The sequence below is a fragment of the Microbispora sp. CA-102843 genome, from assembly GCF_050936215.1.
Classification (GTDB): Bacteria; Actinomycetota; Actinomycetes; order Streptosporangiales; family Streptosporangiaceae; genus Microbispora.
In genome coordinates this window covers 4,956,194-4,979,357 of the sequence record NZ_JBNJNF010000001.1, presented here as the reverse complement: position 1 = coordinate 4,979,357, position 23,164 = coordinate 4,956,194, and the positions used below count along the sequence as shown (strand labels likewise).

Here is a 23,164-nt window from a genome sequence, read left to right as displayed (position 1 = left end):
ATGCTGTGAACACGCGAACGGCGGGTCGATGCGACCCACGACTACAGGAGTGACCATGACCGGCTCTTCCACCCAGGGAATCAAGACCGTGCTGCACCCCGTGTCCGACCTGGCGAGGGCCAAGGCCGTGTATACGGCCCTGCTCGGTGTCCCGCCGCAGGCCGACTCGTCCTACTACGTCGGCTACGAGGCCGAGGGCCAGCACATCGGGCTGGTGCCGGGCGGTGGACCGCAGGGCATGACCTCGCCGGTGGCCTACTGGCATGTGCCCGACATCGAGGCGAAGCTGGCCGAGCTGATCGCCGCGGGGGCCACGGTGAAGGAGGCGGCGCACGAGGTCGGTGGCGGCCGCCTGGTGGCCACCGTCACCGATCCCGACGGCAACGTGCTCGGCCTCCTGCAGGACCGGTGAGCGCAGGCCTGCCCCTGCCGTATCCGCCGTGGAGCGGCGGCCGACAAGACGACGAACCCACCCCCCGAAAGGACCTGCCATGACCTCCTTCGAATCCGTCACCCTCGAAGTTCCCGACCCCACGGCCGCGGAGGCCTTTTACGAAGCCTTCGGTCTGGGCCCGTACGTGAAGGTGCGCGCCTCGGACGCGCCGACGACCGGCTTCCGCGGGTTCGCGCTGTCACTCGTGGTGTCCCAGCCGGGCAACGTCGACGCCTTCATCGCGGCCGCCCTCGACGCCGGCGCGACGACGCTGAAGCCGGCCACGAAGGGGTTCTGGGGCTACGGCGGCGTCGTACGCGCCCCGGACGGGACGATCTACAAGATCGCGACCTCGAACAAGAAGGACACCGGCCCCGCCGCCCGGCACATCGATCAGGTCGCGCTCCTCTTGGGAGTGGCGGACGTCAAGGCGAGCAGGCGGTTCTACGCCGACCGCGGCCTGGCCGTGGCGAAGAGCTTCGGCGGCAAGTACGTCGAGTTCGACACCCTGTCGTCGGCCGTCACGCTGGCGCTCTACCCGCGCCGTGCCCTCGCCAAGGACACCTGCGTCTCCCAGGAGGGCGCCGGATCACACCGGATCGTGATCGGCACCGATGCCGGGCCCTTCACCGACCCGGACGGGTTCGTATGGGAGGCCGCATCCGTCTGAGTCCTCGACCGGGCCGGTCTCGGCCAGGGCCCGTGCGAAGGCGCGTACCCGGGCGGTCTCGTGGTCGCGATGCCAGACCAGCCCCAGGGTGGAGTCCCGGAGACCGGTCACCGGAACGAAGGTCAGCGCGCGGCGGCCGTGATACTCCGCGGTGGGCCCGCACAGCAGCATCCCGCCCCGGCCCGCCGCGACCAGTGTGAGCCCTTCCTGCAGCGTGCCGACCCTCGGACCGGCACCGATCGGACGTCCCCGCGGAGTGACGGCGGGCGCGACGGCGGCACGCCAGTAGGCCGGCGCCGGCCTGTCCACTCCGATCAGCTCGCACCCGGCCAGCTCCTCCGCCTGCACGAAGGAGCGGCCCGCGAAGGCATGGCCCGTCGAGACCGCGAGCGTCTGCGGCTGCCGCGAGAAGACCGCGCCCACCACCAGGTCGTCCTCCAGGACCGGCGTCAGGACGACCGCCAGGTCCGCCTCACCCCGCCGCAGGGCACCGAACGGGTCGCGCAGCGGCACCTCTACCAACTCCGCCGCGCAGCGGGGGTGCCGCCGCCCGAACAGGGCAACCGCGCTCATCACGTGGTCGTTGGCGGCGCCCTGGAAGCCGATGCGCAGTGAGCCGTCCACATCGCGGGCGCTCGCGCGCGCGTCCTCGACAGCGGCGCGCAGGCCGTCGTACGCGGGTCGCAGTCCTGCCAGGAAGCGCTCACCGAGTGGGGTGAGCCGGACCCGGCGGCTGGTGCGCTCGACCAGCCGGGCGCCGATCCGGCTCTCCAGCGCGCGCAGCAGCTGGCTGACCCTGCTCTGTGAGATGTACAGCCGTTCCCCCGTACGCCCGAAGTGCAACTCCTCGGCGAGCACGAGGAAACACTCCAGCTCGCGCATCTCCAGGCCGCTCATAGCCGGGCCGCCTCTCTTCTCGCGACATCACGATCAGGGCCCCGGACGCCGGACCGGTCATCGATGAGCCCGGCTGATCGAAGGATGAGAGAACGACCGTTGTTCCCGGTGAGCCTCCCCGATTGCCTGGAGCGATGACGGACACATTACGAGACGCCTCCCCCGGGAGATCGGCGCTGCGCGGATGGGCGGGCGTCTGCGCCGTGGCCGCCGCCACGTTCACGGTCGTGACCTCCGAGATGCTGCCGGTGGGAATGCTCACCCCGATCGGCCGGACGTTGCAGATCAGCGAGGGGACGGCCGGGCTGACGTTGACGGTCACCGGGCTGGTGGCCGCGGCGTCGGCGCCGCTGATCACCCCCGCCGCCGGACGGCTGGACCGGCGGGTGCTGCTGTGGGCGCTGATGCTGCTGCTCGCCGTGGGCGACCTCATGGCCGCGATGGCAGGCGATTTCATCCTCATGATGGCGGGACGGGTGCTGATCGGCCTGGCCATGGGCGGAGTCTGGCCGGTCGCCGCGTCGCTGGCGCCCCGGCTGCTGCCCGCGAAGTCGGCGGGGACCGGCGCCGCGCTCGTCTTCAGCGGAGTCGCCGTCGCGTCGGTCCTCGGCGTCCCGGCCGGAACGTATCTGGGCCAGGTCGCGGGGTGGCGTACGGCGTTCGCGGCGGCCGGGCTGGCGGCGGTGGCCGTGGCCTTCGTGCTGGCGGCCCTGCTGCCCCGGTTGCCCGCCGAGCGGGCGGTGCGTCTGGGCGCACTGGCGCGGCTGGCGGGGGAGCGGGACGTCCGCACGGGCCTGGTCGCGACGGCGCTGCTGGTCACCGGGCACTTCGCCGCCTACACCTATGTCCGGCCGGTGCTTGAGCGGATCTCGAGCGTGGACGGCGGTCTGATCGGCACGCTGCTGCTCGTCTACGGCTTGGCGGGCGTCGCCGGCAACTTCGCTGGCGGTGCGGGGGCGGCGCGGTCGCCGCGCAGGACGCTGCCGATCATCTGTGCGGCACTCGCGGCCGCCGTCCTGCTCTTCCCGGAACTCGGCCGTTCGCCGGCGTCCGGCGCGGCGTTGCTGGTGGTGTGGGGCCTGGCATACGGGGGCGTGTCGGTGACCACGCAGGCGTGGCTGTCGGCCGCCGCGCGCCAGGCCCGTGAGGCGGCGTCGGCCCTGTTCGTCGGGGTGTTCAACGCCGCGATCGCGTTCGGGGCGCTGGTGGGCGGACGTACGGCGGAGGTGCTGGGGATCGCGCCGGTCATGTGGGTGGCCGGTGCGCTGGCCGCGGCGGCCCTGCTCACCGTCCTGCCCAGGCCGGGGACGACGGCGCGCCGCGGGTGAGCGGGCCGGCGGTTGGATTCGTGTGAGTGCGGCTTGACGATTTCCACGCAGACGTGCGATCCTGATAGCGGGATAGAGGTTGACAATTCAGATATGTGTGGACATTCGTTTGCATTTTGTTTTATGCTGCCCCTCTGCGCTCGCCTTCGGCATCCCACTCCTTCATATCGGCTGAGCTGTCGTCTGGCGTGCGTGTAGTCAGTCCGTGAGCCCTCGGAAGGACATCTGTTGGCAGCCTCGCCCCACGCTTTCGCCGTACCCCCCGGTCCTCGCCGCGTCTCTTTCGCGCGCATCGAGGAGCCGCTCGAAGTGCCCGACCTTCTCGCCCTGCAGACCGAGTCCTTCGACTGGCTGGTGGGCAACGAGAGATGGAAGGGCCGGGTTGAGGCGGCTCGCCAGGCCGGGCGCAAGGACGTCCCGGCCCAGTCGGGTCTCGAAGAGATCTTCGAGGAGATCAGTCCCATTGAGGACTTCTCCGGAACCATGTCCCTGTCGTTCCGGGATCACAGGTTCGAGCCGCCCAAGTACTCAGTCGATGAGTGTAAAGACAAGGACATGACCTACTCCGCCCCGATGTTCGTCACGGCGGAGTTCATCAATAACACCACAGGTGAGATCAAGAGCCAGACGGTGTTCATGGGCGACTTCCCGCTCATGACGTCGAAGGGCACCTTCATCGTCAACGGCACCGAGCGTGTCGTGGTCTCCCAGCTCGTCCGGTCGCCGGGCGTCTATTTCGAGCGCAGCATCGACAAGACGTCGGACAAGGAGCTCTACGGCGGCAAGGTCATCCCCTCCAGGGGTGCCTGGCTGGAGTTCGAGATCGACAAGCGTGACAGTGTCGGCGTGCGGGTCGACCGCAAGCGCAAGCAGCCCGTCACGGTGCTGCTGAAGGCGCTCGGCTGGACCAGCGACCAGATTCTGGAGCGTTTCGGTCAGTACGAGTCGATGCGGGCGACCCTGGAGAAGGACCACACCTCCGGCCAGGACGACGCGCTGCTGGACATCTACCGCAAGCTGCGTCCGGGCGAGCCGCCGACCAAGGAGTCGGCGCAGGCGCTGCTGGAGAACCTGTACTTCAACCCGAAGCGCTACGACCTGGCCAAGGTCGGCCGTTACAAGATCAACAAGAAGCTGGGCGTCCAGTCCGACATCACCCAGGGCACGCTGACCGACGAGGACGTCGTGTCCACCATCGAGTACATCGTCCGGCTGCACGCCGGTGAGGAGACGATGGGCCCGGACGGCTCGGTGGTCGTCGAGACCGACGACATCGACCACTTCGGCAACCGCCGTCTGCGCAGTGTCGGCGAGCTGATCCAGAACCAGGTCCGCCTGGGCCTGGCCCGCATGGAGCGCGTCGTCCGCGAGCGTATGACCACGCAGGACGTCGAGGCGATCACGCCGCAGACCCTGATCAACATCCGCCCGGTCGTGGCGTCGATCAAGGAGTTCTTCGGCACCTCGCAGCTGTCGCAGTTCATGGACCACATCAACCCGCTGGCCGCCCTGACCCAGAAGCGGCGTCTGAACGCGCTGGGCCCGGGTGGTCTGTCGCGTGAGCGGGCCGGCTTCGAGGTCCGCGACGTGCACCCGTCGCACTACGGCCGGATGTGTCCGATCGAGTCGCCGGAAGGCCCGAACATCGGTCTGATCGGCTCGCTGGCCTCCTACGGGCGGGTCAACGCCTTCGGCTTCGTCGAGACGCCCTATCGGAGGGTCGTCGACGGCAAGGTGACCGACGAGATCGACTACCTGACCGCCGACGAGGAGGACCGGTACGTCAAGGCGCAGGCCAACACGGCCCTCAATCTCGATGGCTCGTTCGCCGAGCCTCGCGTCCTGGTGCGCACCAAGGGTGGTGAGACCGAGCTCGCGCGTGCCGAGGAGGTCGACTACATCGATGTGTCGCCGCGTCAGATGGTGTCGGTGGCGACCGCGATGATTCCGTTCCTGGAGCACGACGACGCCAACCGCGCGCTCATGGGTTCGAACATGCAGCGTCAGTCGGTGCCTTTGCTGAAGAGTGAGGCTCCGCTGGTCGGCACCGGCATGGAGTATCGTGCCGCGACCGACGCCGGTGACGTCATCACGGCCGAGAAGGCCGGTGTGGTGGAGGAGGTCTCGGCCGACTACGTCACGGTGATGAACGACGACGGCACGCGGACGACGTATCGGGTGGCGAAGTTCAAGCGGTCGAACCAGGGCACCTGCTTCAACCAGAAGCCGATCGTGGCCGAGGGCGACCGGGTCGAGCGGGGTCAGGTCGTCGCCGACGGTCCGTGCACCGACAACGGTGAGATGGCGCTCGGTAAGAACCTGCTGGTGGCGTTCATGCCGTGGGAGGGTCACAACTACGAGGACGCGATCATCCTGTCCCAGCGTCTGGTGCAGGACGACGTGCTGTCGTCGATCCACATCGAGGAGCACGAGGTCGACGCCCGCGACACCAAGCTGGGCCCCGAGGAGATCACGCGGGACATCCCGAACGCCTCCGAGGACGCTCTGGCCGATCTGGACGAGCGTGGCATCATCCGGATCGGTGCCGAGGTGGTGACCGGTGACATCCTGGTGGGCAAGGTCACTCCCAAGGGTGAGACGGAGCTGACTCCTGAGGAGCGGCTGCTGCGTGCGATCTTCGGTGAGAAGGCGCGTGAGGTCCGTGACACCTCGTTGAAGGTGCCGCACGGTGAGTCCGGCAAGGTCATCGGGGTGCGGGTGTTCAGCCGTGAGGAGGGCGACGAGCTTCCTCCGGGTGTCAACGAGCTGGTCCGTGTCTATGTGGCGCAGAAGCGAAAGATCACCGATGGTGACAAGCTCGCCGGCCGTCACGGCAACAAGGGCGTCATCTCCAAGATCCTGCCGGTGGAGGACATGCCGTTCCTGGAGGACGGCACGCCGGTCGACATCGTGCTCAACCCGCTGGGCGTGCCCGGCCGGATGAACGTCGGCCAGGTGCTGGAGACACATCTCGGCTGGATCGCCGCCCAGGGCTGGGACATCAGCGGGGTGGAGGAGGCCTGGGCCGAGCGGCTACGCGACAAGGACATGGACCGGGTCGAGCCCTGGACCAACGTCGCCACCCCGGTGTTCGACGGCGCCGGCGAACAGGAGATCATCGGTCTTCTGGGCAGCACCCTCGTCGATCGCGACGGCGACCGGATCGTGATGCCCAGTGGCAAGGCGCGGCTGTTCGACGGCCGCTCCGGGGAGCCGTTCCCGCACCCGATCGCGGTGGGTTACATCTACATCCTGAAGCTGCTGCACCTGGTCGACGACAAGATCCACGCTCGCTCGACCGGCCCGTACTCGATGATCACCCAGCAGCCGCTGGGTGGTAAGGCGCAGTTCGGCGGCCAGCGCTTCGGCGAGATGGAGGTGTGGGCGCTGGAGGCCTACGGCGCGGCCTACGCGCTGCAGGAGCTCCTGACGATCAAGTCCGACGACGTGCAGGGCCGAGTGAAGGTCTACGAGGCCATCGTCAAGGGCGAGAACATCCCCGAGGCGGGCATTCCCGAGTCCTTCAAGGTCCTCATCAAGGAGATGCAGTCACTCTGTCTGAACGTCGAGGTTCTCTCCAGCGACGGCATGTCGATCGAGATGAGGGACACCAACGAGGACGTCTTCCGCGCGGCGGAGGAGCTCGGCATCGACCTGTCCCGGCGTCCCCACGAGGGCACGATGACCGTCGACGACATCTGAGGAACGACTGATCCGGTCAGCGGGCGGCGCCGGGGACGCGGAGCCGGTCGACGGCTTCGCGGCGGCGCCGCTCGGGCCGCCGGTCGTAGCGTGCGGTGGTGGCGGGGGAGGCGTGGCCCACCAGGGCCTGGGCGGTGGCGAGGTCGACCCCGGCGTCGAGCAGTTCGCCGATGAACGTGCGCCGGAAGTCGTGGGGCGTACGGGGGGACGCCCCGGCGGCGGCAAGGCGCCGGGAGACGATGTCGGCGATGGCCTGGCCGGTCATGTGGGCCAGTCGCAGCCGCCCACCCTTGTTGATGGGGCAGAACAGGGGGCCCGTCTTGCGGCCGCGTACGGCGAGCCAGAGGTCGAGGCGTTCGACGGCCTCCGCGGTCAGGTAGACCAGTCGTTCCTTGTCGCCCTTGCCGCGTACCCGCAGGGAGCGCGCGTGGGGATCGAAGTCGGCCAGGGTGAGCCCGGCGATCTCGGCGCGGCGGCAGCCGGTGGAGTAGAGCGCCGCCAGCATCGCGCCGTCGCGGCGGCCGGCGGGGGAGTGGTCGTCGTCGCACACCTCAAGGGTGGCCGCCAGCGCCTCGGTCTCGACGTGCCGTCCGGCCGGGACGCGAGTGTGCTTGTAGGCGGGCAGGTCGGCGGCGCGCTGGAAGTCCTCGCCGCTCATCAGGCCGAGCCGCCACGCCTCCTTCAGCACGCGGCGCAGGGCGACCAGGTGCTTGTTGACGTGGGCGGGCGACCAGCCCTGCTCCCGCATCAGCGTGCGCAGGCGGATCGTGTGCTCGTAGCGGAGGAGTTCCCAGGGCTGACCGGCGCCGGTCGCCTCCGGGTCGCCGGTGATGAGGCGGGCGATGCGGTCGAGGCAGCCCTTCATCGTGCGCTTGGACTCGGGGCTCTGCAGCGCGTCGAGATACACCTGGTAGGGGTCGCGCTCTGGCCGTGCGGGGGTGCTCCGCTCGGGGACGGCGGGGGTGTTCATCGCCTTGATCCTACTATGAATCTACATTGTAAAGGCGCCGGGTGGGTTTCAAGATCATTTTCGCCGTCGACCAAAAACCTCCACGACAATACGAGGGCCATGCGAATCGGGATTCTCGGGCCGTTGCGGGTGACCGACGCCCACATCAGGGGTGCGCGCCTGCGCGTGCTGCTGATCCGGCTCGCTCTGGAGCCCGGCAAAGTGGTCACCGCCGAGCGACTTGTCGACGACCTCTGGGAGGAGCCGCCGGCGAACCCGGTGGCGGCGCTGCACTCCCTGGTTTCGCGGCTGCGCCGTGAGCTGCACAAGGGACTGCCGAGTGTCGTGGTGTCGCATCCGGCCGGTTACCTGCTCGACGTCCCGCCGCGGGAGATCGACGCCGCCGAGTTCGAACACCTGGTGCGCGCGGGCCGGGCCGAGCGCGATCCCCGGCGCGCCGCCGCCTTCCTGCGGTCAGCCCTGTCGCTCTGGCGCGGTGCGGCGCTCGCCGACGCGGCGGGCCTGCCGTTCGCACGGGTGGCGGCGGCGCGCCTGGAGGAGCTGCGCCTTTCGGCGCTGGAGTCCCGGGTGACGGCCGATCTCGCCGTGGCAGACGCGACGGCCGGCGGAGCCCTGGTGGCGGAGCTGGAGGAGATCGTCGCCGCGCACCCGCTGCGCGAGCCGTTCCACGCCCTGCTGATGCGAGCGCTGTGCGCGGCGGGGCGGCGCGGGGACGCGCTGGAGGCGTTCGAACGCGTCAGGCGGCGGCTGGCGGACGAACTGGGCGTCGATCCGGGGCAGGAACTGCGCGCGGCGCACCTGGAGGCGCTGCGCGACCCGCCCGCACCGCCGGCCTCGCCGGAACGGACCGTACGGGGGAACGTGCCGGCACCGGTGACGAGCCTGGTCGGGCGGCGCGACGACGTGGCACGGGTGCGGAGCCTGCTGTCGGCCGCGCGGCTGGTCACGCTGACCGGGCCGGGTGGCGCGGGCAAGACCAGGCTGGCGGTGGAGGTCGCGGGCGGGCTCGCCGCCGCTTCGGGTGTCTGGCTGGTCGAGCTGGCCGCTGCCGGGGATCCGGCGGAGGTGGCCGCCGCCGTCCGCGCGACCGTGCCCCCGACCGTGCCCCCGGCCGCGCCGGAGCCGGACGGGGACATCGTCGAGCGGACGGCGGCGTCGCCGCTCGACGCGCTGGTGGAGGCGCTGGCAGGCCGGGAGCTCGTGCTCGTGCTCGACAACTGCGAGCACGTGGTGGACGGGGCCGCGGCGGTGGCGGAGCGGTTGCTGGCGGGGGTGCCGGGGCTGCGGATCCTGGCCACCAGCCGGGAGCCGCTGGACGTTCCCGGCGAGCACCTCCATCCGGTGCGGCCGCTGGCGCTGCCCGGCGACGGGGTGGCCGCGGCACAGGCACTGGAGTTCCCCGCGGTGACGCTGTTCGCGGAGCGGGCGTCGGCGGCGCGGCCGGGGTTCGCCGTGGACGATTCTGTGGTGGCCGACGTGGTCGCCGTGTGCCGGGAGCTGGACGGCCTGCCGCTTGCGATCGAGCTTGCGGCGGCCCGGCTGCGGTCGTTCACGGTGCGGCAGCTCGCGGAGGCGGTGGGGGAACGGCTGACGCTGCGCGGCAGCCGTACGGCGGGGCCGCGGCACCGGACGCTGCGGGCGGTGATCGACTGGAGCTGGGGTCTGCTGTCGCCGGAGGAACGCGTGGCGTTGCGCCGGTTGTCGGTGTTCGCGGGCGGGGCGACGGCGGAGGCGGCGCTGCGGGTGTGCGGGGCAGACCTGGAGACGGTGGCTGGTCTGGTGGACAGGTCGCTGGTCGTGGTGGTCGAGCCGGACGGGCTCGCGGACCGGGCGGCGCGGGTGCGTTACCGGCTGCTGGAGACCGTCCGGGCGTACGCGGCCGAGCGGCTGGAGGAGGCGGGCGAGGCGCGGGCCGTACGCGACCGGCATCTGGGCTTCTTCCTCGCGTCGGCGGAGGAGTCGGAGCCGGGGTTGCGTACGGCCGATCAGCTTCGCCTGCTGGCGATGCTGGACGCCGAGCGGGGAAATCTCGACGCGGCGCTGGGCCACGCCGTACGGACCGGGCAGGAACGGCCGGCGCTGCGGCTGTTCACGGCCAGGTTGTGGGCGTGGACGGTGCGAGGACGCGGCGACGAGGCGGCCGGGTGGGCGCGGGCGATCCGGGCGGCGCTGGGTGAGGACGCGCCGCCCGGGCTGGAGCTGCCGCACATGGTGTGCGTGCTGCTGGCGTCCGACGGGCCGTACGCGCCGCCGGAGGCGCTGCGGGTGGTCGAGGAGTCGGGTCATCCCGTGGCGTTGTGGGCCTGGATCGCGGGGGTCAGGCCCGCGGGCGGGGCGGTGGAGCACTGGCGCAGGGCGCTCGCGGCGATGCGGGCGTTCGAAGATCACGAGGAGCCGTGGGCGCGGGCGACGGCGCTGCTGATGGGCGGGATCGGGGAGTTCGAGTACGGCAGGGCGGGGGCGCGGGCGGCCGAGGCGTGGTTGCGTGAGGCGCTGGCGGGCTACCGCGCGCTGGGGGAGCGGTGGGGGCTGTCCCTGACGCTGTACTGGCTGTCGTTGGCGGCGGAGAACCGGGGTGACGCGGGGGAGGCGCTGACGCTGCTGGAGGAGGCGGCGGAGCTGGCGGGGCTGATCGGAGGGATGGAGGCGGTTCCCGTTCCGTTGATGCTGCGGGTGCGACTTGCCCAGTTGCGTGCCCGTACGGGTGACCTGGCGGGGGCGGAACTGGAGCTGGCGCACGCCGGCGAGGTGGCCGGCCGTACGGGGGATCGGCTGGCGTCGGCGCGGGTGCGGCAGGCCGCCGGGGAGGTGGCGCGGCGGCGGGGGGTGTTCGGCGAGGCGGAGGGCCTGCTGGTGGAGGCGCTGGAGCTGGTCGGCGGGCAGGCGGGCGTGCCCGCGCAGTTCCTGGCCACGGTCCATGCCGAGCTGGCCCGGGTGCGGGCGGAGCGCGGTGACCGCCAGGCGGCGTGGCGGTCGCTGCGCTCGGCGCTGGAGTGGTCGGGGCGCGCGGGTGACGAGACGGTGCGGGCGATGGTGCTGGAGGCGGTGGCGGAGTGGTGCGCCGGGGGCGGAGACCTGTCGCGTGCCGCGCTGCTCGCGGGTGCGGCGCGCACGCTGCGGGGCTTGGAGGGTACGTCGCGCGTCCGGAGCGGTCGCTGAGGTTCGTCAGGGCAGTTGCGCGCGGACCCATTGGGGGGCGGGATTGACGTGCGGCTTGCCCGCCACGACCACGGTCGGCACCGTCTCGTCGCCGCCGGTGGCGGCCCTGACCGCCGCGGCGCCGTCCGGGTCGCTCCAGATGTCGACCCAGTGCAGCCGGTAGGCGTGGCGGCCGAGCCGCATGCGCAGCCGCAGGCAGTAGCGGCAGCCGGGGCGCCAGTAGACGATGGGGCGGCCGTCGGCCTCGCTGCGGCGCAGCGCCTCCGCCGCGCTCACGGATCTCGGGAAGACGAGGGGGGACAGCAGGACGGCGGCCAACAGGAACAGCAGGAGCAGCGTGACGGCGGCGACCGGCAACCCCTTGGTGACCTGCCGGACCGCCGCGGCGATCCCGACGGCCACGAAGAGGATCGGCAGCATCCATCGGCGCAGCATGGCGATCACGCTAGCGCACCGGCCCGGAGTGCCGGCGGTCGAGGCGGTGGTAGCGGCGGCTCGCGGGTCAGGGCCGCGTCCGTCCGATTTTTTCCCGGCTTGATCTGAGCGGTTACGATCGATTGCGGCAGCGTCGTTCCAAGAGGCGGGTGGATTGTCCGGTGGCGCAGAGGGCGACCGTCTACGACGTCGCTGCGCGGGCGGGCGTGTCCATCGCGACGGTGTCTTACACGTTCCGCCAGCCGGACAGGACCTCGTCGATCATCTGATCGGCTACCACGGCTATCGATCTCTCGCGTTCCTGGGTGAGCTGGCCGCCCCCGACATCGGCGCGCGTTTCAAGGGATTCCAGGTCGCGCTGGCCGCGCATGGGCTGCCGGTTCCCGAGGAGCCTTTCGACACCACGGTGCTCACCCAGGACAGTCTGCGGTCGTTGCGGGACGCCATCGCATCTGGCGACCTGCCCGACGCGCTGGTGTGCGCCACCGATCAGCTCGCGCTCACCGTGCTCGATCTTCTGGCGCGGCACGACATCCGGGTGCCGCGGGATGTCGCGGTCACGGGCTTCGACGGCATCATCGCCGGTCGGCTCTCGAATCCCACGCTGACCACGGTCCGTCAGCCGTTCGCGTCGATGGGGCGCCTGGCGGTGCGTATTCTGACCGACACCGCCGCGGGGCTCGGCCATCCGAAGTCGTACGTGCTGCCGACGCGGGTGGTCATCGGCGGCAGCTGCGGCTGTCTGTGACGGGGGTTGAGCAGCAATGGAACGGCCAGTGGCGTTAGCGAGGCGTCGGGGCGCGGCTTACCGCCACTCGCCGGTGCAATCCGGATGGAACGGCGAATAGGCGGGGATCTTGTAACGGTTTGATCGCTGTAGGTGATACCTCTGCCAGTTGGCCCTACTTTGCGGGCATGCCGGTGGAGTTCTTGACGGATGATGAGGCTGCTGCGTACGGGCGGTTCGCGGGGCCGCCGTCGCGGGCGGATCTGGAGCGGGTGTTCTTCCTCGATGACGAGGACCGGGCGCAGGTCGCGCAGCGGCGCGGTCAGCACATGAGGCTCGGGTTCGCGCTCCAGCTGGTGACGGCGCGGTGGCTGGGGACGTTCCTTGAGGACCCGCTGGATGTGCCGGGTGCGGTGCTGGAGTTCGTGGCCGAGTAGCTGAAGGTCGAAGACCTCTCGCAGGTGAAGCGGTACGCCGAGCGGCGCGAGACGCCGTTCGATCACCAGCGGGACATCCGGCGGGCATATGGGTGGAAGGACGTCACCGACGTTGACGGCGAGTTCGCGGCGTGGGTGGCGGCCCGTTCCTGGACGTCGGGCGACGGACCGAAGGCGATCTTCACCGACGGGATCGGGTGGCTGCGGGAGCGGAAGGTGCTACTGCCGGGCGTGACGACGCCGGCCCGGCTGGTGGCGAAGGTCCGGGACGACACGACCAAGCGGCTGTGGGGTGTGCTGGAGGGGCTGCTGACGGTCGGGCAGCGGTATGTCCTGGACCAGCTGATGGAGGTGCCGGCGGGGACGCGGGTGTCGGATCTGGAGCGGTGGCGCAAGGGCGTGCCGCCCCGGGCGTCCGGTCCGACGATCACCAAGGCGCTGGAGCAGGTGTCGGAGATCGAGGGCCTGGAGCTTGCGGACCTGGGCGCCGAGGCGCTGGTGCCGCCGCGCCGACTGGGGGAGCTCGCCAAGTACGGGATGCGGGCGGATGCCTCCGCGCTGCGCCGCCATCCGGACGGCCGCCGACTGGCCACGCTGCTGGCCACGGTCCGGCACCTGGAGGGCAAGTCGGTCGACGACACCTTGGAGCCGCTGGACCTGCTGATGGCGACCGAGTTGGTGAACAAGGCGCAGAACGCCTCCAACCAAGGAGAAGGTCCGCAAGCACCCGAAGCTGGCGAAGTCCGCGGCCAGGGCTGGCGGTCGCGGTGGAGGCGTTGTTCGCCTCCGACGGCTGGGGCGGCCCGGAGGAGGAGCCGCGGGTGGCGGAGGTGTGAGAGGCGATCGAGACGGTCATGTCCCGCGCCGAGCTGCGCGCCGCGCTGGTGGTTGTGAACGAGAACGCGCCGCCGGCCGACGCCGCCGACCCTGACGACTGGCGGACCGGGCTGCTGGGCCGGTACACCACGGTGTCGGGGTTCTTGAAGATGCTGCCTGAGGTGATCACTTTCGGCGCGAACGAGGTCATGTCCTGGGTGCCGGAACTCGCGACCGCGTTCACCGCGGTGTCGGGCGGCCGGTCCCGGCTGAAGGACCTACCGGTCTCGATCGCGGCCTGCCTGACGGCCCACTCGCTCAACGTCGGATATCGGCCGATCGCCAAGAAGGGCGTCGAGGCCTTGGAGCGGTCGCGGTTGTCGCACGTCTACCAGAACTACTTCCGGCCCGAGACGTTGAGCTTGGCGAACGCGCCGCTGGTCGACAAGCAGGCCGGGCTGCCGCTCGCCCAGGCGTGGGGCGGCGGCCTGGTCGCCGCGGTCGACGGGATGCGGTTCGTCGTCCCGGTCCCCGCCGCGTTCGCCCGCCCCAACCGCAAGTACTTCGGCTCCAAACGCGGCATGACCTGGCTGAACGCTATGAACGACCGCGGCATGGGCCGCGGCGCGAAGGTCGTCGGGAACGATCCGCGACTCGCTGCACATGGTCGACGTCATCTTCGGCCTGGAGGGCGGCGACCTTCCCGAGATCGTCGTCTCCGACACCGGCTCCTACAGCGACCTGGTGTTCGGGTTGCTGGAGCTGCTGGGCATCTCCTACCGGCCGGCCCTGGCCGACCTGCCCGACCAGAAGGGTTGGCGGATCAGCTCGTCCGCCGACTACGGTCCCTTGAACACCTTCGCCCGGGGCAAGATCGACCTGCGGAAGATCCGCCGGAACTGGGAAGACATCCTCCGGGTCGTCGCTTCGATCTGCACCGGCACGGTGCGGGCCTATGACGTCGTCACCATGCTCCAGCGCGACAGCCACCTCACCGCGCTCGGCGAGGCGATCGCTCCTACGGACGGATCTTCAAGACCCTGCACATCCTCCAGTTCATCGACGTGGATGAGACCTACCGCCGCGACATCAAGGACATCCGCAACCTCCAGGAGAACCGCCGCTCCCTCGCCCGGAAGATCTGCCACGACAAGAAGGGCGAGCTCTACCACCGCTACGAGCGCGGCCTGGAGAATCAGCTCCGCGCCCTCGGTCTCGTCCTCAACTGCGTCACCCTCTGGACGACCGTCTACCTGGATGCCGCCGTGCGTCAGCTCGAAGCCCAGGGCTATCCGGTCCGGGAGGAGGACATGGCCCGGCTGTCCCCGTTCGTCCACTCCCACCTCGGTGTCCACGGCACCTACACCTTTGCCCTGCCCGAGCTGGCCCCCGGCGCCATCCGCGACCTGCGCGACCCCGACGCCGCCGAAGACGACGACGAGATCTGAAGCGATACGTTGCTATCTCGCGGCGTGTGGTGCGTGACAGCGCCGTACAGGTTGATCGCAGGCAGTCTCCCTACAAGATCGCTGATGGAGGGTTCTACGTGGCCGTTTCGATCCGAAGTGCGAAGTTGGAAGATGTTTCCGCGCTCGTCGAGCTACGCATGGCGAACGCGGAGCATCACGTTGGGCTTGGCCCGTCCGTCCATCGCCGACCGGACGTCGATGTGGTGCGCGGCTACTTCGAGAGTCGTCTGCGCGACGGGCAGGATGACCTGCTACTCCTGGCCGAGGTGGATGGTGAGGCAGCGGGTATGGCAGAGGTCGTCCTGCGATCGGCGCCTCCCGACCATCAGATCCTGATTCCTCGCCGCACTGCGGAGGTCCACACTGTGGTTCTTGACCGCCATCGCGGTCGAGGCGTCGGTCGGGCATTGCTGGCCGCGGCTGAGCAGACTGCCAGGGACCGCGGCGTCGAGTTCCTCCTTGCGGTGGTCTTCGCGCCGAACGAGGACGCCGTCGGCTTCTACTCTTCGGCCGGATTTGGTAGCCACGGGCTGCTGCTCGGCAAGGGACTGGGCGCGGGCTGATCAGCGCCATGGCGTTCGCCTCAGCCGGTTAGGTCCAGGCCCTGCAGCACGGGTGGCGAATTCTCATCTGAAGTGGCGAGGAATAGTCCCGATGCATCGAACGCGGAGTATCGGGCTGCCTGGGACCGGATGAGAACTTTGAGGCGATCTATCTGGACGAGCAGGGTGACCCCTCCCGCCGCCTGGCGGCTACTTCCAGGCGTGGTTTTGAGTTCCGGCGCCAAATGTCGCTTAGTTCGGGCGCCAGCGAGGTCTCGCCGCTCTCGATGTTCGTGAGTTTCGGCGCCACGCCGGTTGCGACGGCCGCGCCAGGAGTCGAACGGATCTCCGCTCACGCATAGTGACGAACCAAGGGAGGCCGGCCGCGCGTCGTCTGCGGCAGATCCGGGCACTCCGCCCACGGCAATGCGACAGGATCAGCAGCATTTGATGACACGTACCTGATGTCCGGCTATCCGAGGACGTCGAGCTGAACACGGTGGGTGGCCTGACTTGGTCTGCGGGCGGATCGATCGTCAGTGACGACGGCAGCAGCCAGCTTGACCAGGTGCAAGATCAGGCCGTCCGCGATTCTCGAGTAGGTGCATCACTGCGCCGTCGGCAGGGTCGGGTGGTCGGTGGGATAGATGCCGATCGCGAATCCGTACATGGTTTCGCCGGACCTCGGCATCCGGTCGAACTCATCAACCAGTTCCGCCATCTGGTCCCAGAACTGAGAGGCCTGATCCTGCGAGATGCGCGCATGCCGGATGAAGCCCCAGAGCTTTCCCTGCTCGAACGCCTTCGCGGACTCGCGTGCAGCCACCTCGAAGTCGTTGAAGTCGCCCGGCATCTGTTCGCCAGCGGGTGACGGCTCCGCTGCCACGTGGAACATGCGCGCGGTGCGCCCGTAGAAGCGCTCCTCGATCGCCCGCACCTTCCGCGTGCGCACCACCTGGAGCAGGCCGTTCCGTGTAAGCACGTCCACGTGGTGCGCGACAGTGCTCTTGGGGCGCTCGACTGCCTCCGCTAACTCGGTCACGGTCGCGGCCCGCTCGTGGAGGAGCTGCAGGATCATCGTGCGGAGCGGGTGCCCGATGGCCTTCACCTGGTCCGGTCTGGTCAGCGCCATCCGATCGGCTAGCTCGTAGTCCGGGTGGTTGTCTGCCATGGCGTAACAGACTAGCATCGCGGAACGTTCCGGAAATTTCGATCGTTCGCAAGGAATTCAACGCCGTGACCGACGTGCTGCTTTACCACCACATCCAAGGCCTGACCGACGGGGTCCGGAGCTTCGCCGACAGCCTGCGACAGGCCGGGCACACCGTGCACACGCCGGACCTGTTCGACGGCCGCACGTTCGGCAGCATCGAGGAGGGGTTCGGATTCGCTCGAGAATTGGGGCTCAACGCGATCCGGGAGCGCGGCGCCGCCGAGGCCGACGAACTCGGCCCCGGGCTCGTCTACGCCGGATTCTCCTTCGGCGTGACGATCGCCCAGCGGCTCGCGCAGACCCGACCCGGTGCCCGCGGGGCACTCCTCATGGACTCCTGCCTCCCGGTCGCGGAATTCGGAGAGACGTGGCCCGAGGGCGTGCCGGTGCAGATCCACGGCAAGGAGGGCGACGAGTTCTTCGACGAGGACCTGCCGGCCGCACGCGAGCTCGCCGGCTCCACGGCGGCCGCCGAGCTATTCGTCTATGCCGGCGACGAGCACCTCTTCGCCGACTCCTCGCTCGACGCGTACGACCCTGAGGCGTCCGCGCTGCTAATGGAGCGGGTGCGGGCATTTCTCGCCTCCGTCTGACCATCGCGGCCCAACTGATATGGAGTGAGGTCCTGTCAAGGGCAGGGTCCCGAGGGATCGGGGCAGGCGCCTCGTGCTTCGTCGTCCTGCGCCTGGTGAGCGTGTCGTTCGCGACGCGCGAAGAAAGTTGGGAACAGCTGCGATTCGCGCTGCGTGACCTCGACGCGATCGAATCGCTCGCCCATCTGTCAGCACCGACAAGCAGAACACCCAGCGGCAGCACGACGCCCTCGACCCCATCTGCTGGAAGGTCTTCGAGGAGAAGACCAGCGGCAAGCTCGCCACCGACGATCGCCCCGACCTGTTGAACGCGCTGTCCTATATCCGCGACGGCGACCTGCTGACCGTCCAGGAGGTCGACCGGCTCGGCCGCAACCTCCTGGAAGGGCTGATCGTCCTCAACGATCTGTTCCAGCGCGGCGTCGGCGTCAAGGTGCTGGAGGGCATCGCCGCCGGCGAGCACACCGAACGGTCCCTGATCCTCGACCTGGCCCTGGCCCTGGCCGAGGACCGTCGCCGCGACATCGTTCGCAAGACCAAGAACGGCCTGGAAGCCGCCCGCGAGCGCGGCCGGGTCGGGGGCCGCCGACCCGTGGTCGACGACGACAAGCGCGCCGCCATCCTTGTCCGCCACGCACGCGGCGAATCCATCCGCACCATCGCCGCCGGCGTCAAGGTCTCCGTCGGCGTCGTCCACAAGACCCTCACAACCGCCCGGACCGAGACCGAGACCGCCGCGGCCGCCGCGAACAACCCCCGCTGACCAGCACCTCATCGGCTGACCGGGGCTCTACCAGCCATCCCACGACCACCCGCATCAGAACGGCCAGTCACGATAAGAGGCGTCCACCGGGCTCCTTAACGTCACTGGCCGTTCGGTTGCTGCTCAAGCCCCGTAGCAGTCATCACCGGCGCCAGCCGCGGCATCGGGCAGGCGATCGCAATTCGCCTGGGTCGGCTCGGCGCAAGCGTCGTCGTCAATTACTCGCGGGACTCATCAGGCGCCGCCGAAACGGTCGCGGCAATCAAGGCCGCGGGCTCCCGGGCGATCGACATCCGCGCCGACGTGTCAAATCCTGCCGAGATCGAGGCGCTCTTCGACGCGGCGTGGAGCCGGTTCGGCGGCCTCGACATCGTCGTGGCGAACGCCGGCATCGACGAGGGCCTCGGCCGGTGCTGTCACGGAGGCTGATTACGACCGCATGTTCAACGTCAATGCCAAAGGCGCGTTCTTCACGCTGCAGCAGGCAGCACGCAAGGTCAATAGCGGCGGCTCGATCGTGTACATCGGCTCCGGTGCCACGCTACGGCCGGTCCCTGGCTTCGGTCTCTACGCCTCGTCGCTCGCGGCCTGTTCAGGGGACGTCGCCCCTGATTGCGAGGATGTTTGCCGGGACGTTGGCGTTCCGCTTTGGGGTCCCGTAGCCCATCCGCTTCTCTACGGCAACGGTAAATTTGTAGTGCCCGGGGTATGACGTTAGCAACCGCTGTCCAATATCAGGCGGAAACTTCAGAGTCGGAGTTGATGCATGGTGGAACGACGTATGTCGGTTGCGACGCACTGGGGTAGTTATATCGCCGTAGTCGATTCCGGCCGGCTGGTGCGAATCGAGCCGAGGCACGATGACCCCGTTCCATCGCCGATTGGCTCCGGAATGGTGACAGCCGCCGACGATAGCGCTCGCGTGTTGCGCCCCGCGGTGCGCAAGGGCTGGCTGAACGGCGAGCCGCGCGCCCACGACACGGCCAGAGGTACGGACGCCTTCGTGGAGGTGAGCTGGGACGATGCGATCACGTTGGTGAGCGATGAACTCCGTCGAGTTCGTTCACAGCACGGAGACAGCGCGGTGTTCGGCGGGTCCTACGGCTGGGCGAGTGCGGGCAGGTTTCACCACGCGCAGGGTCAACTCCACCGGTTCCTGGCGCTGGGAGGGGGATACACCGACTCTCGCAACACCTACAGCACCGCGGCGTTGGAGGTCATCCTCCCTCATGTGATCGGCGGCCATCCGTGGAGCTACCAGTCCCGGATGCCGATGTGGGGTGAGATAGCCGAGAACTGTGAGCTTGTGGTGGCGTTTGGAGGGCTTGCCCTTAAGAACAGCCAGATCAACCCTGGTGGGCTGGCCAGGCACCAGACGCAGAACCTGCAACGCCAGTGCCGTGAGGCTGGGGTGCGGTTCGTGAACATCAGCCCCATCCGCAGCGATACCGCCGGCTTCCTCGACGCCGAATGGTTGCCCGTCATCCCCAACACCGACACCGCCGCGATGCTCGGCATCGCACACACGATGCTGGTCAACGGGTGGCACGATGAGGACTTCCTTCGCCGGTGCTGCGTCGGGTTCGATCGCTTCGCCTCCTACCTGGTCGGCGAGCTCGATGGCATCCCGAAGGATGCTGCCTGGGCAGCGAAGATCACGGGCATCAGCCGCGACGCGATCACCGACCTCGCTGGCCGCCTCACCACCCAGCGTTCTCTCATCATGGTCAACTACGCGGTGCAACGGGCAGACCATGGTGAACAACCGATCTGGATGTCTGTCGTACTGGCCGCCATGGCGGGCTCGATGGGTCGGCCTGGCTGCGGCTGGGGCGCAGGGTACGCGACGATGGACGCGACAGGCGTTGCCCCAGACCGCCCCTTCGTGGGGACGATACCCGAGGTGTCCAACCCTCTTCCGGATTTCATCCCAGTGGCAAGGATCGCCGATGCCCTGCTGCATCCGGGCAAGACCATCGACTACGACGGCCAGCGCCTCACGTTGCCCGAGCTTCGCCTGATCTACTGGTGTGGAGGGAACCCGTTCCACCACCACCAAGATCTTCATCGGTTGGCGCGCGCCTGGCAGACCCCTGACACGGTGGTGGTTCACGAAGCCTGGTGGAACACCACGGCCAAGTTCGCGGACATCGTGCTGCCCGTCGCCACCAGCCTGGAGCGCGACGACTTCGCCGCCGGATTTTCGGACCCCCACATCGTCGCGATGCCGAAGGTTCGCGAGCCGGCGGGCGAGTCGCGCACCGATCACCACATCTTCGCCGCCTTGGCCTCCCAGCTCGGGTACGAGCGGGAGTTCACGGAGTCGCGCTCCGAGACCGAGTGGGTCCGACACCTTTACGAGCAGACGAGGGCCAAGCTCGGCGGCGATGCCGCCTTGCCGAGCTTCGACGACTTCTGGCGCAGCTCCACCGCTGAGCTGCCGGCGGCGACCGGACCGTTCCCCGGCAGTTTCGAGGACCTCCGCTCAGATCCGCGGCGTTTCCCCCTACTGACGCCGTCGGGCCGGATCGAGATCTTCTCCGAGGAGATCGACTCGTTCGGCTACGACGACTGCGCCGGGCATCCGAAGTGGTTTGAACCAGTGGAGTGGCTTCGTGCCGATCTGTCGGACCGATTCCCGCTGCACCTGATCTCGAATCAGCCGGCCTCACGCTTGCACAGTCAGTACGACAACGGTGGCCGCAGTCTCAGTTCAAAGATCGGTGGTCGTGAGCCCGTGACGATGAATCCGTTGGACGCTGCGTCGCGCGGCATCGAGAGCGGCATGATCGTGCGCGTCTACAACGATCGAGGTAGCTGTCTCGCGGGCGCGGTCCTGTCGGACGATGTCATGCCGGGCGTCGTGCAACTGTCCACAGGGGCGTGGTGGGATCCGGTCCAGCCAGGCCTGAACGGAACGTTGGACCGCCACGGTAATCCGAACGTTCTCACCGCGGATCGGCCGTGCTCGCGCCTGTCCCAAGGACCGAGTGCTCTCAGTGCGCTGGTCGACGTTGAGCGCTACGACAGCCCCCTTCCCGATGTGCTCGCCTTTTCACCCCCAAGCCTTGAGCATTGAGACTGGAGGAGGTCGTCAGCGGGAGCGTCGGCGTGCTGCCGGATCGTGTTCGGCGGTGATAGGCGGAGGTCTCCTCGCCCAGGCGAACGTAGCGGCCGAGGCTGGCCAGGTGCTGGTGGCGGCTCTTGGCCTGCAATTCCGGCGCGGTGCGCCCGGCCTGGGCCAGATGTTGGAGCGCGCTGTGGCGCAGCTGGTGCAGCGTCCAGCCCTGGCCGTGCGGGTCGAGCTCGGCGGAAGCGGTCTTAAACAGGTACTCGGCGCGCGGATAGGACAGCCGGCCCCGGCCGGTGACCGGGCAGATGTCGGCGGCCGCAGGCGCGCGTGGCCCGGAGACGGGAGCGCGCCGGTCGGCGAGGAAGACCGGCCCCGTGGTGCGGCCGTTCAGCAGGCGCGGCAGCAGCCGGGCGGTGGCGGTGGCCCCAGTGCACGTATTCGATGGCGCCGCCCTTGGAGCGGACGCGGGCGCGGCGGAACTCGGTGTCGAGGTCATCGACGTTGAGGGACAAGATCTCTTCGGCTCGGCCGGTCGTACAGGAGACGCCACAGGAGTCGTTCCCGCAGCGGGTGGCGGCCGTCGATGAACAGTTTCTCCAGCCGGACGAGGGGGATGGCGCGGTCGCCGCGGTGGGCGGTCTTGCGCCGGCTCAGGCGGCGGGCCGGGTTGGTGGCCAGGAGGTCCTGGCGCTGGGCCCAGGTGGTGAAGGAGACCAGAGCGGACAGGTGCCGGTTCCAGGTGGCGGCCGCGGCGAGATGCCAGCGCTCCATCACCGTCGCGTACTGCTCGGGAGTCAACTCCACGACGGGGTGGCCCGGGCCGGTGACGGTGGTCAGGCGAGTGAGGGTGTCGGCTTAGCCGGAGCGGGTGGTGGCGGTGGTCAGGGAGGCCAGGGTGTCTAGGTTACTCATGCCTCACCACCACGCCACATCGCACTGAGTATCTCTTGCGTTACTGTCGGCTAGCGTCCTGGCGCTGATCATCCGATCCCCGCGAAACGGCGAAGGCGAGGTGGTAAAGGTTGCATCCAACTCCGCATGAACAGGAACGTCCGATGACCGGCCGGGCCGTACTGACGCCCTGGTCGGTCCGCCGTCCTGGTCACAGCTCTGGCCCCGGACGCCCTGCAACGGGACCGTCTCCTGGAGGAGGCGTACCTCATGCCGTGAATCCGTGTCGCCGGTCACCGCGCCCTCACCCACATGACGTCTCGCGGAACGTAACTGCATGATTTCTTTCGGATGCGGCTCAGTGATGATCCTCAAACAGGAAGGAACCACACCATGTCGGACTCGTTCGCAGCTCACGCAGACATGACCACTCTTCAAGATCGCAAGTACCGCCAGTGGTTCAGGGGCGCCGACGTCGACGGCGACGGGGTCATCACCCGGCAGGACGTCCTGCTGATGGCCGAGCGCTACATCGCCGCTCGTGCCGCGTCACAGTCCCCGACCGCCCATCGCCTCACCCAGGAGCTGGACGCGTTCTGGACTCACGTGATCGCCCCGATGGATCAGGACGGCGACGGGAAGATCGACCTGCGAGAGATGACCGAAGGGTTTCGGCGGGCCCTGACTGACCCCGGCCTGTACCCGCAGCAAATCCAGCTGGTGGCCGACTGCTATTTCGACCTCATCGATCTCGATGGCAACGACAAGATCGACCAAGAGGAGTTCCAGCAGATCTTCGGCCTGGCCGGCAACATCTCCTTCGAGCACTGCGCCGAGGTTTTCACAGCCCTGGACCTGGACGGCTCAGGCGCGCTGGATCGCGCCGAGTTCCACCAGGCGCTCGCGGAGTATTTCTACGGCAACGACCCGGACGCCCCCGCCAACCACCTGTTCGGCAGAGTCGCGGACTGACGGCCCCTTGCCGTGCGGGCGAGGGCGTCAGGGCCGTGTTCCAGGAGCACGGGGCGGGGTCCCGGCTGCGGGTC

At 69.1% G+C, this 23,164-nt stretch carries 19 protein-coding genes and 2 pseudogenes; 16 read left to right on the top strand and 5 right to left on the bottom strand.

Features of this window, described 5'->3' with window-relative positions; genetic code table 11:
* The first annotated feature begins 55 nt into the window (after positions 1 to 55).
* Positions 56 to 412: a VOC family protein gene (locus tag ACQEVJ_RS23145; protein ID WP_433104249.1), complete on the top strand. Its 357-nt coding sequence runs from the start codon at positions 56 to 58 to the stop codon at positions 410 to 412.
* 79 nt (positions 413 to 491) lie between these two features.
* Complete coding sequence (locus ACQEVJ_RS23140; protein ID WP_433104247.1) at positions 492 to 1,103, top strand: glyoxalase; 612 nt, start codon at positions 492 to 494, stop codon at positions 1,101 to 1,103.
* Here ACQEVJ_RS23140 and ACQEVJ_RS23135 read toward each other — a convergent pair.
* A complete protein-coding gene (locus ACQEVJ_RS23135; protein ID WP_433104245.1) occupies positions 1,023 to 2,000 on the bottom strand; it encodes a LysR family transcriptional regulator in 978 nt (325 codons plus the stop codon). The genes ACQEVJ_RS23140 and ACQEVJ_RS23135 overlap by 81 nt on opposite strands.
* A 134-nt stretch (positions 2,001 to 2,134) precedes the next feature.
* Between ACQEVJ_RS23135 and ACQEVJ_RS23130 the strand changes: the two genes are divergently transcribed.
* The gene (locus ACQEVJ_RS23130; protein ID WP_433104243.1) at positions 2,135 to 3,328 is read left to right on the top strand and encodes an MFS transporter; all 1,194 of its coding nucleotides are present in this window, start codon (positions 2,135 to 2,137) and stop codon (positions 3,326 to 3,328) included.
* A 228-nt stretch (positions 3,329 to 3,556) separates the two neighbouring features.
* Positions 3,557 to 7,030, top strand: coding sequence for a DNA-directed RNA polymerase subunit beta (gene rpoB / locus ACQEVJ_RS23125; RefSeq protein WP_433104241.1), 3,474 nt, complete (start codon positions 3,557 to 3,559; stop codon positions 7,028 to 7,030).
* Between the two features lie 16 nt (positions 7,031 to 7,046).
* Here rpoB and ACQEVJ_RS23120 read toward each other — a convergent pair whose 3' ends face one another.
* Positions 7,047 to 8,000 carry a tyrosine-type recombinase/integrase gene (locus ACQEVJ_RS23120; RefSeq protein ID WP_433104239.1) on the bottom strand — a complete coding sequence of 318 codons (954 nt, stop codon included), beginning with the start codon at positions 7,998 to 8,000 and terminating at the stop codon, positions 7,047 to 7,049.
* A 99-nt stretch (positions 8,001 to 8,099) separates the two neighbouring features.
* On the opposite strand from ACQEVJ_RS23120, the gene ACQEVJ_RS23115 reads away from it, so the two are divergent.
* Positions 8,100 to 11,159 carry a BTAD domain-containing putative transcriptional regulator gene (locus ACQEVJ_RS23115; RefSeq protein WP_433104237.1) on the top strand — a complete coding sequence of 1,020 codons (3,060 nt, stop codon included), beginning with the start codon at positions 8,100 to 8,102 and terminating at the stop codon, positions 11,157 to 11,159.
* Between the two features lie 6 nt (positions 11,160 to 11,165).
* On the opposite strand, the gene ACQEVJ_RS23110 is transcribed toward ACQEVJ_RS23115, so the two are convergent.
* Positions 11,166 to 11,594, bottom strand: a complete 429-nt coding sequence (locus ACQEVJ_RS23110) for a glutaredoxin domain-containing protein (protein WP_433104235.1) — start codon at positions 11,592 to 11,594, stop codon at positions 11,166 to 11,168.
* A 149-nt stretch (positions 11,595 to 11,743) separates the two neighbouring features.
* Here ACQEVJ_RS23110 and ACQEVJ_RS23105 point away from each other — a divergent pair, with 149 nt between their 5' ends.
* The 5 genes and pseudogenes from ACQEVJ_RS23105 to ACQEVJ_RS23085 all read left to right on the top strand — a co-directional run bounded on the left by ACQEVJ_RS23105 (position 11,744) and on the right by ACQEVJ_RS23085 (position 15,606).
* Entirely contained in the window at positions 11,744 to 11,863 is a 120-nt protein-coding gene (locus tag ACQEVJ_RS23105; protein WP_433112919.1) for a LacI family DNA-binding transcriptional regulator, read from the top strand.
* Entirely contained in the window at positions 11,860 to 12,342 is a 483-nt protein-coding gene (locus tag ACQEVJ_RS23100) for a LacI family DNA-binding transcriptional regulator (RefSeq protein ID WP_433112916.1), read from the top strand. The genes ACQEVJ_RS23105 and ACQEVJ_RS23100 overlap by 4 nt, the downstream gene beginning before the upstream one ends.
* A 167-nt stretch (positions 12,343 to 12,509) precedes the next feature.
* Positions 12,510 to 13,652: pseudogene (locus ACQEVJ_RS23095) on the top strand (DUF4158 domain-containing protein).
* A pseudogene (locus ACQEVJ_RS23090) lies at positions 13,613 to 15,022 on the top strand (transposase). Before ACQEVJ_RS23095 ends, ACQEVJ_RS23090 begins: the two co-directional pseudogenes overlap by 40 nt.
* A gap of 98 nt (positions 15,023 to 15,120) precedes the next feature.
* Positions 15,121 to 15,606, top strand: a complete 486-nt coding sequence (locus ACQEVJ_RS23085) for an N-acetyltransferase family protein (RefSeq protein ID WP_433104233.1) — start codon at positions 15,121 to 15,123, stop codon at positions 15,604 to 15,606.
* Between the two features lie 586 nt (positions 15,607 to 16,192).
* On the opposite strand, the gene ACQEVJ_RS23080 is transcribed toward ACQEVJ_RS23085, so the two are convergent.
* On the bottom strand, positions 16,193 to 16,756 hold the full coding sequence (locus ACQEVJ_RS23080) for an ArsR/SmtB family transcription factor (protein WP_433104231.1): 564 nt from the start codon (positions 16,754 to 16,756) through the stop codon (positions 16,193 to 16,195).
* 65 nt (positions 16,757 to 16,821) lie between these two features.
* On the opposite strand from ACQEVJ_RS23080, the gene ACQEVJ_RS23075 reads away from it, so the two are divergent.
* From ACQEVJ_RS23075 to ACQEVJ_RS23055, 5 genes are all read left to right on the top strand, one after another.
* The gene (locus ACQEVJ_RS23075) at positions 16,822 to 17,391 is read left to right on the top strand and encodes a dienelactone hydrolase family protein (protein WP_433104229.1); all 570 of its coding nucleotides are present in this window, start codon (positions 16,822 to 16,824) and stop codon (positions 17,389 to 17,391) included.
* Positions 17,392 to 17,563: 172 nt separating this feature from the next.
* Positions 17,564 to 18,154, top strand: coding sequence for a recombinase family protein (locus ACQEVJ_RS23070; protein ID WP_433112913.1), 591 nt, complete (start codon positions 17,564 to 17,566; stop codon positions 18,152 to 18,154).
* Positions 18,155 to 18,295: 141 nt separating this feature from the next.
* Positions 18,296 to 18,583: an SDR family NAD(P)-dependent oxidoreductase gene (locus ACQEVJ_RS23065; protein ID WP_433112910.1), complete on the top strand. Its 288-nt coding sequence runs from the start codon at positions 18,296 to 18,298 to the stop codon at positions 18,581 to 18,583.
* 10 nt (positions 18,584 to 18,593) lie between these two features.
* On the top strand, positions 18,594 to 18,866 hold the full coding sequence (locus ACQEVJ_RS23060) for an SDR family NAD(P)-dependent oxidoreductase (RefSeq protein ID WP_433104227.1): 273 nt from the start codon (positions 18,594 to 18,596) through the stop codon (positions 18,864 to 18,866).
* A 69-nt stretch (positions 18,867 to 18,935) separates the two neighbouring features.
* The gene (locus ACQEVJ_RS23055) at positions 18,936 to 21,233 is read left to right on the top strand and encodes a molybdopterin-dependent oxidoreductase (RefSeq protein WP_433104225.1); all 2,298 of its coding nucleotides are present in this window, start codon (positions 18,936 to 18,938) and stop codon (positions 21,231 to 21,233) included.
* 486 nt (positions 21,234 to 21,719) lie between these two features.
* Here the strand turns inward: ACQEVJ_RS23055 and ACQEVJ_RS23050 are convergent, their stop codons facing one another.
* Complete coding sequence (locus tag ACQEVJ_RS23050; protein WP_433104223.1) at positions 21,720 to 22,031, bottom strand: hypothetical protein; 312 nt, start codon at positions 22,029 to 22,031, stop codon at positions 21,720 to 21,722.
* A gap of 438 nt (positions 22,032 to 22,469) precedes the next feature.
* Between ACQEVJ_RS23050 and ACQEVJ_RS23045 the strand changes: the two genes are divergently transcribed.
* The gene (locus tag ACQEVJ_RS23045; RefSeq protein ID WP_433104221.1) at positions 22,470 to 23,090 is read left to right on the top strand and encodes an EF-hand domain-containing protein; all 621 of its coding nucleotides are present in this window, start codon (positions 22,470 to 22,472) and stop codon (positions 23,088 to 23,090) included.
* Positions 23,091 to 23,164: the final 74 nt, after the last annotated feature.